This window comes from Actinomadura sp. BRA 177 (assembly GCF_013372625.1).
Lineage (GTDB): Bacteria > Actinomycetota > Actinomycetes > Streptosporangiales > Streptosporangiaceae > Spirillospora.
On the sequence record NZ_JABXFD010000496.1, the window covers coordinates 1 to 8,382 of the forward strand.

The following is an 8,382-nucleotide window of genomic DNA, read 5'->3' on the forward strand; positions in this document are numbered from 1 at the left end:
GTTTGTTGTGGTGTTGTTGGATTTTGTGCGAGGATGCGTGGCCTCGCGTCGTCTCGACGCCCCGCTCCGGCGGCGGCGTCGGATGTGTATGAGGGACCGTGCCCGGCCCGCGCCGGGGCCGGCCAGCCGGATCTCGGCGAGGCCCGCGGGGTAGGTGGCGGGGGCGTCCAGCAGTTCCGCCGCGCCCGCCCGCGTCTCCGCCTCCGCCGCGGCGATCCGCTCGGCCGCGGCCTGCAGTTCGCCGCGCAGCCGTTCCGCTTCGGCGGTGGCGGTCTCCAGCCGGGTCCGCGCCGCGGTGACCGCGGCCATCAGCCGGTCGAGTTCGGCGAGGGCGCGCGACCTCTCGTCGGCCAGCGCGCCCGTGTCGCGACGCGCCCCGGCGGGGCCGGTCTCCCAGCCCGCCATGGCCTCCGCGTGGGCGGTCCCGCATCCGGCGGCGGCCGCCAGTGCCGCCGAACGGTCCCGCACGGCGCCGAAGGACGCCTCGTCCTCGTCGGCCCGCGCCCGCGTCGTCTCGGCCCTGGACTGCCTGCGCGCCGCCTCGCCGGTCAGGCCGTCGCGGTCGTGCTCCAGGCGCGTCGCGTAGGAGGCGCGGCGCCGCACCTCCTCGCCCATCTCCTCGATGCGCCGGGCGTCGCGCATCTCCGGGCTCGCCTCAAGGGCGTTCCGGCGCGCGTCCAGCCGGGTCTTCTCCGCCGCCAGCCCCTCCAGCAGGCCGCCGGCCTCGGCCAGCTCGGTCTCGGCCGCCGCGAACCGCGCCTCCGCCTCGGCGAGATCCCGGTTCAGGTGCTCGTACTTGCTCTGCGTGAGGCGCGGCCCCGCCGCCTTCCGCTTCGCCGCGATGCGGGCATACCGGGTGTAGTGCCCGAGGAAGTCGGTGGCGGCCTTGTGCGCCTCCTCCAGCGCGCGCAGCGCGTCCCGCTCCTCGTCCAGGCCCCGGAACGCCTCCGCGACCGTCGTGATCAGCGCCGGGCTGAGCGGCGGCAGCGCCTCCGTCAGCGCCCGCGACAGCAGCCGCTCGTCCGGCTTCTTCGACAGCTGCGGCTGCCGCAGCTGGATCAGCAGGTTGACCAGCGCCTCGTAGCGGTGCTCGCCGAGGCCGAACAGCGCGTCGTCCACGGCCCGCCGGTAGTCCGACGCCCGGTCGTAGACGATGCCGTGGCCGTCCACCGCCTCGCGCAGCTTCTCCCGCGTCAGCGACACGCCGGTCTCCGACACCAGCGAGAGGTCGGCGCCGACCCGGCGGGTGGTGACGAAGAACCAGTGCCGGACGATGCCGCGGTCCTTCACCGCCTTCAGCCCGCAGCCGAGCGTGCGGTACTCCGCCGTCCCGTCCGGGTGGCGGCGGCCGAACTCCAGCCACGTGTAGCCGAGCCGCTCCGGATGCGGGTGCTTCCCGCCGAGCAGCAGGTTCCACTCCATCCGCTTCTGCCGGTCGCCGTCCGGCTCGACCCGGTGCGGGGACAGCTCGCCGTCCAGCAGGAACGGCAGCGTCAGCGCCAGCACCTTCGACTTGCCGGTGCCGTTGTTGCCGCGCAGCAGCAGCCGCCCGTCGTGGAACCGGAACTCCTCGGCGTCGTAGTAGAACATGTCGACCAGCCCGGCGCGCAGCGGCTTCCAGCGCTCGGACGTCGGAACGGGCGTCCCGCTCACCTTGCGGCTCCCTTCGTCTCGCGGACGGTCGGTTCCTCCACGGCGTACCGCGCGATCGCCGGACGCGCCCGGACCCGGCCGTCCGGCAGCACCTCCACCAGCCGCAGCGCGGCCAGCTTCCCGAGCGCGATGTCCAGCAGGTCCCGCTCGGCGCCGGGCTCGGTCACGCCCTTGCGCCAGAACGACCTGTGCCGCGCCGCCGCGTCCTTCACGAACGCCTCCAGCTCGCCGCGCCCGGCCTCGTCCCGTCCGGACAGGTACTCGGCGACCAGCAGCGTCGCGTGCCCGTCGGTGCGCTGCTCCGGCATCCGCACGTCGGTCAGCTCGTCGTCGGGGTCCACCATCGCGATGCCCTCCGCGCGCAGTTCGGGCACGAGCCCGGTCGCCTCCTCGATCCGGCGGGTGATCGCGGCGCGCTGCGAGACCAGGTAGCCGCGCTCGGCGTCGCCCAGGTCGCCGTAGTAGACCACCGGGTCCTCCAGCAGCCGCCGGGTCAGCCCGCGCCGCAGCGCCCGGTTGCGCAGGTCGTCGGTGTCGGGGACGGGCTCGTCGGTCAGCTCCGCGAGGCGCTCCTCGAACGCTTCCGCGGACACCGTCGAAGGCCCCCGCGCGCCGGTGAGCAGCGCCGCGAGGACGACCCGGCGCACGTCGTAGAGGACGTCCCCGGTCGCCGACAGGTACGACTCCTCGTCCCCGGACACCCGCCGCAGCACCCCCCAGCCGATCAGCAGCCGCACCACCGCGACCAGGTCGGACCGCTCCGCCCGGCTGTCGAGGGTGAACGGGAACGCCAGATCGGGTTCGGCGGCGGCGTTCAGCACCTCCTCGGCGAGCCGGCCGAGGGTCGTCTGCGCGTCGGCGCGCTCCAGCACCGCCAGCGCCAGGCACAGCACGACGTAGCGGCGGCGGCCGAACGGCTCCCCGGCCTTGCCGCGCGCCGGATGCGTCCCGTCGTCCAGCGTCGGCGCCGTCTTGAACAGCCGCGCGGTCTCGGCGTCCACCTGGAGCCGCCAGCCCGTCTCCCGGCTCAGCCAGTCCCGCAGCTCGGACTGGTGCCGGCGGACGAGGACGAGGGCGTCCGGATCGGACTCGACCGTCAGCAGCGGACGTTTCAGCAGCGCCCGCAGCGCCGCCCGCCGCCGTGCGAGGTCGTCGTCGCTCACCTCCCGCCCCCGCTCAGATCGGTGATCTCGATGATGTGCTCGGGCCCGGTGAGCACGCCGTCCGCGGTGACGATCCGGACCTCGCCGCCGCCGGGCACCAGCGACAGCCGCACCTCCATCGACCCGTCCCCGGTGAGCGCCTTCACCTCCGTGTCGCCCGGCAGCCGCGCCGCCAGCGCGTCCCCGAGCAGTGTCAGGAACAGCCGGAACGCCCGCGCGTCCAGCACACCCAGCTCCGACAGCAGCACCGGACCGCCGGTGCGCAGGCGGGCCCGCGCCGCCGCCGTCTCCGCCGCCTCCAGGTCGGCCCGCTCGCGCAGCAGCCGCCGCAGCTCCGACCGGTCCTGGACGCGGTTGGGCTTGCCGCGCCGCTCGTAGGAGCCGGTCCGGCGCAGCTGCGGCGATATCCGCACCGGCGGCGCCTGCGCCCACGGCACCCCCTGCGCGGACTCCTCCTCCCACGCCGCCACGGTCGCGGCGGTGACGGTCAGGTGCCGCGCGGACGTCAGCCCGAACGCGGCCCGCCACAGCCGGTGCATCGCCTCCTCGTCCGGCGCCTCGGCGAACCAGCGGGCCAGCGCGCGGAAGTCGGCCGAGCGGTCCGAGCGGCCCGACCGCCGCTCGTTCAGCAGCCCCACCGTGTCGACCAGCTGCTTGATCGCCGTCACCGCCGACTGCCGCAGCAGCCGCGCCTGCGACGGGCGGGCGGCCCCACCGGACACGAACCAGTCGCGCAGGCCCCGCCACCGGTTGCGCCACGACTCCAGCGCGGCGGCTTCGGCACGGCCGAACGCCTCGGCGGCGTCCGCGCCCTCCGGAACCGCGTCGGACGCCTCCCGTCGCGCGGCCACGGTCAGCAGCCGCTCGTGGCCGCGGTCCTCCACCTCGTCCAGCAGGGCCGCGATCCGGGCGCCCGAGTTGGCGAGGTCGGCGATGAAGCGGTTGATGTAGTCGATGAGGCGTTCCTTGTAGGCGATGAAGCCCTCGACGTCGCCGTCGGAGAAGTCGATCGCCCGGCGCAGCGACGCCATGAACGCCTGCGCGTTGTCGGCGAGCGAGGAGAAGCGCTCGGCCAGCGTCAGCAGCAGCAGGTGCACCTTGGCCGGGTCGGGATCGTCCTCGTCCGCCAGCGCGGACAGCGCCGAGAGCTGTTCGGCGATGTCGGCGAGCGCCACCGACTGCAGCACGCCGCGCTGCCCGATGGCCTCCTCGTAGAACGCGATGGCCTGCTCGGCGGCATGGCCGGCCGCGGTGAGCTGGAACAGGAACCGCTTGCGGTGGAAGTCCTCGACGGTGGTCACGCGGCCGGTGTCGGCGTCGGCCCGCAGGTTGCCCCACTCGACGAGCTTGTCCAGCGCCTGGCTGAGCTGCTCGTCGCTCTCGCGGCGCAGCTCCGCGGCCACGTCCTCGGGACGCAGATGGACGATGAAGCGTTCCTTCGCCCGGGCGAAGGACCGCAGCACGTCCCGGTAGAGAGCCGCGTTCGGTGTGTTCAGGTGGGCGAAGGGCTGTGGTCCGTCCGGCCCCGAGTCCAGATCAGTCACCGCCCCATTGTGGCGCCTGGGCGGCAGTGGACGGGACGACTCGTCGGCGGCCGGGCGCTCGCGTCCGATTCCGGCCCCGCCACCGGACGCCGGAGAGCGTGCCGAGCGCCATCGCCGCTCCCCTCGCGGGCCCGGCGGCAGCCCCTAGATTAGAAAATGAACATCCCTCATGTTTGGGTCTTCCCTAGGCCCTGGCGCTGGGTCATCATCTGGACGTCTGGCCCCACCCCCCAGGGAGATCCGATGCCACAGCCAAGGTCATGGCTGAGAACCTGCGCGGTCGCAGCGACCGCGGCCCTGTCCCTCAGCGCGCTCGCCGCCCCCTCCGCGAACGCCGCCACCACCACCACCGGCGCCACGCTCGCGGCGGCGTCCACGCCACTCCCCGCGGACCTGGAGCAGGTCCGCGCGGCCGAGGCCACCAAGCTGTACGGCAGCCCGGAGGTGCGCCCGATCGCTGCGCGGAAGACCTCGCTCGTGTCGATCGGCGACTCGGAGATCTCCGGCGAGGGCGCGGGCTCGTACGAGCCGGGTACCGACGGCCCGGCGAACTGGTGCCACCGTTCGCTGGACGCCGCGATCCACCGCACCACCGTCCCGGCCGACGTGTCGGCGAACATCGCCTGCTCGGGAGCGACCACCGGCAATGTCAAGATCGGCGGCGCGAAGCAGTACGCCGACCAGCTCGTCCAGAGCGACAACCTCGCGATCAAGGCCCGCAACACCCGGGTCAAGATGGTGGTCGTGGTCATCGGCGCCAACGACGACGTCGAGTTCGGTCCGGTGATGACGGACTGCGTGGAGCGCTGGGTGCTCTCCCAGGGCCCGTGCGAGCCGAAGTACGCGCCGGGCTGGCAGGCTCGCGTGGACGGCATGGTGCCGAAGGTCGCGGCCACCGTCACCGACCTGAAGCAGGTCATGCGCGACGCGGGGTACACCGACGACGCCTACAAGCTCGTGCTGATGAGCTACCCGTCGCCGATCGGTCCCGACTTCGCGGACAATCCCCGGTTCCCCGGCAAGTGGCCTGGCGGCTGCCTCGGCTACGACTCCGACGCGGCCTGGGGCCGCAACACGGCCGTCCCGACGCTCGAGCGCGGCGTCCGCAAGGCGGCGCAGATGTCCGGCGCCTACTACCTGGACAACTCGCGCCTGTTCCACGGGCACGAGGTGTGCATGGAGACCACCTGGGCGCGCGGCTTCTTCTACGACGGCTCGTGGCCGCCGGACAGCAACTCCGTCCGGCAGTCCTACCACCCCAACGCCACGGGGCACGGCGTGTTCGCGCAGTGCTTCAGCCAGTTCTACGACTCCGGTCTGCGCGAGGCGTCGTGCGCCGACCCCGCCTCCACCAACAGCCCGAAGCTCTACGCCGGTGCATGGGACGACAAGTTCAAGCCGCTCAAGAACCAGGCCACCGGGCAGTGCTTGGACGTCGACGGCGCGTCCTCCCGCAACAACACGGCCGTCCTGGGCTGGGACTGCCACGGGGCCCGCAACCAGACCTGGTGGTACGACCCCGAGTACCAGTCCCTGCACACCGGGCTGACCCATGACCGGTGCCTGGACTCGGGCAACACCGCCGCATCCACCGCCGCGATCCTGTGGAACTGCCACGGCGGCGACAACCAGAAGTGGACGATGCCCGCGGACGGCACGATCCGCCCGGCGACCGCGAACGGCCTGTGCCTGACGCAGCCGGTCGCGAGCAAGGCGGTGTCGCTGCGGGCCTGCGACGGCTCCGCCGCCCAGCGTTTCGCGTAGGCCCCGTGCCTGGAGAGGCCCCCGGCCGTCCGATGCCGGGGGCCTCGGACGGCCCGGGGGACACTGGCGGCGGGACTCCGCCGACGCGGCGCCGCGCACCTCGGCTCCGGACATCCCGATGGGCCAGTGCGGACGCTCACCGGAGCCCGTACCGGCGCGGACCAAGCGGACGCCTACGACCTCTGATGTACTGACCACGTTCCGTGCCGCTGAGTGCCCGGTGGATCGGTGATGTTCTGAGGAGGCCGTGCATGGTCAGCGAGAACGCTTTCAGGTTGGCGGTGCTCATCGATGCCGACAACGCGCAGGCCGCGACCGTCGAGGGGTTGCTGGCCGAGGTCGCCAAGTACGGCACCGCTCACGTCAAGCGGGCCTATGGCGACTGGACGAGCACGAGCCTTCGAAGCTGGAAAGAACATCTGCTGGACCAGTCGATCCAGCCGATCCAGCAGTTCGCCTACACCACCGGCAAGAACGCCACCGACGCCGCAATGGTCATCGACGCGATGGACCTGCTCTACTCCGATCGCTTCGACGGTTTCTGCATCGTCTCCAGCGACAGCGACTTCACCCGCTTGGCCGCGCGCATCCGTGAGTCCGGTCTGACCGTGTACGGGTTCGGTGAGCGCAAGACGCCCAAGCCGTTCGTGGCGGCATGCGACAAGTTCATCTACATCGAGAACCTGGCCTACGACCAGGGCTCGACCACGCCCGCCGCCGCGACGCTCAAACCGGCGCCCCCGACCACGGCCGCGAAACTCAAGCAGGACACCGCACTCGTCAACCTTCTCCGCAACGCCGTCGAAGCGGCCTCCGACGAGGACGCGTGGGCTCCGCTGGCGTCCGTCGGCCACATCATCACCAAGCAGCGCCCCGAGTTCGACTCCCGCAGCTACGGCTACGCCAAACTCAACGAACTGATCGCCGCCACGACCCTGTTCGTCCTGGACCGCCGCAGCCCCGGCGACGGCAAGGCCGCCATCATCTACGTCCGCGACAAACGCCACCAGGACAAGAAGCCGGGCGCCTGAGGTCCAGCGGCCGGCGCCGCAGCAGGGCGCGTTGCCCGCAGAGGGGAACCCGGCGGTGCCCGGTGCCTGCGCAGGGGCTCTAGCCGGGGCGGGCCGCGCGGAAGACGCCGATGCCGTTCGCGACGGCGCGTTCCGTGCCGCCCGACGGGGCGTTGCGAACGGTCACCGAGGCCGCGCCGGGGGCGCGCGCAACGAAGGTCGAGGAGCCTCCGCCATCCAGGTTCACGGCGTCGTCGGCGCCCACCTTGTCCATAAGTGACGCCAGTTCTGCGACGGTCAGCCCGCCGCTCAACGCCGACCTGCCGTCCGCGACGACCAGGTACAACTGCCTGCCGTCGCGGCTGACCCCGGCGGCGGTGCGCGGCGCCGGGCCTCGCGGGCTCAGGCCGTCCAGCGGCTCGCCGTCCCGCAGAATCGGAAACCCGCCCACGGCGAACCGGAAACGGACCGGCCCGGTGAAGCGGTAGGACACCCGCACCCGCTCGCCCGGCCGGAGCCGGCGCAGCGCGTCCGCCCCCTTCTCCCGCCCGACGAGCACGATCGTGCCCGCCGGGATCGCCCCCGCACCGACCGTGTCGGAAACGCCCATCACCACGCCCCGCCGCACGGTCACCTCGGCAGTGTTCGTGCTGCAGGGGGCGCTGCGGACCTCGTCCGTCCCGCACACCGCGCGCCGCCGCGAAACCGCACCCCACCGCGAGTCGAACGCGCCGACGCCTCCGACACGCAACGCGTACTGGTTGAGCCCGCGCAGCGCGATCGACTTTTTCCCCGCTCGGACGCTCCCGGTCAGGCGAAGCCGTGCGACGTGCCCGCGCCGGTCGATCCCGACACCGATGACGCTCTCACCCGACGTCCCCGGTGGCAGCGCAGGCCCGAACCGCTGCCCGTCCGGCACCGCCCCCTTGAGCGGACGCCCTTCGACCACCTCCGCACCGGACGACGACCCGGTAGCCGCCACCCCGGGATGCGTCGTCTTGATGTTGAGGAAGTCGCCGTTCACGCCCGCCACCGCCTGCTGCGCGTCCGCCATCTCCGAAACCGTCCGGCGCGCGGCGACCACGGGCGGACGCAGCAGGCCCACGGAGACCTTCAGGTTGCGCCTGGCTCTTATACACCTCTTACGCTGCCGACGAAGAGGAAGGTTGAGACATCTCGTGTCGCCTCACCCTCAAAAACAACAACACACTCACACAATCAACACACCGTCAACCTACAACCACCACA

The 8,382-nt window shown here is 72.6% G+C and carries 6 protein-coding genes; 2 read left to right on the forward strand and 4 right to left on the reverse strand.

All coding sequences use genetic code 11. The annotated features are described in order from the left end of the window. The 3 genes from HUX53_RS28655 to HUX53_RS28665 form a co-directional block, all read right to left on the reverse strand. Window positions 1-1,653, reverse strand: a 1,653-nt coding sequence (locus HUX53_RS28655; RefSeq protein ID WP_176406330.1) for a TIGR02680 family protein, incomplete at its 3' end; no start/stop codon positions are given. Beyond that, a complete protein-coding gene (locus HUX53_RS28660) occupies window positions 1,650-2,816 on the reverse strand; it encodes a TIGR02678 family protein (protein WP_176406331.1) in 1,167 nt (388 codons plus the stop codon). The genes HUX53_RS28660 and HUX53_RS28655, both read right to left, overlap by 4 nt. Then, window positions 2,813-4,360 (reverse strand): TIGR02677 family protein, encoded by a 1,548-nt coding sequence (locus HUX53_RS28665; RefSeq protein WP_309237482.1) that lies wholly within the window; start codon window positions 4,358-4,360, stop codon window positions 2,813-2,815. Before HUX53_RS28665 ends, HUX53_RS28660 begins: the two co-directional genes overlap by 4 nt. Before the next feature lie 243 nt (window positions 4,361-4,603). Here HUX53_RS28665 and HUX53_RS28670 point away from each other — a divergent pair, with 243 nt between their 5' ends. Both HUX53_RS28670 and HUX53_RS28675 read left to right on the forward strand, forming a co-directional pair. Next, window positions 4,604-6,124, forward strand: a complete 1,521-nt coding sequence (locus tag HUX53_RS28670) for a ricin-type beta-trefoil lectin domain protein (protein WP_176406332.1) — start codon at window positions 4,604-4,606, stop codon at window positions 6,122-6,124. A gap of 251 nt (window positions 6,125-6,375) precedes the next feature. Then, the gene (locus HUX53_RS28675; protein ID WP_176406333.1) at window positions 6,376-7,155 is read left to right on the forward strand and encodes an NYN domain-containing protein; all 780 of its coding nucleotides are present in this window, start codon (window positions 6,376-6,378) and stop codon (window positions 7,153-7,155) included. A gap of 79 nt (window positions 7,156-7,234) precedes the next feature. Here HUX53_RS28675 and HUX53_RS28680 read toward each other — a convergent pair whose 3' ends face one another. Next, complete coding sequence (locus HUX53_RS28680; RefSeq protein ID WP_217920031.1) at window positions 7,235-8,239, reverse strand: phosphodiester glycosidase family protein; 1,005 nt, start codon at window positions 8,237-8,239, stop codon at window positions 7,235-7,237. Window positions 8,240-8,382: the final 143 nt, after the last annotated feature.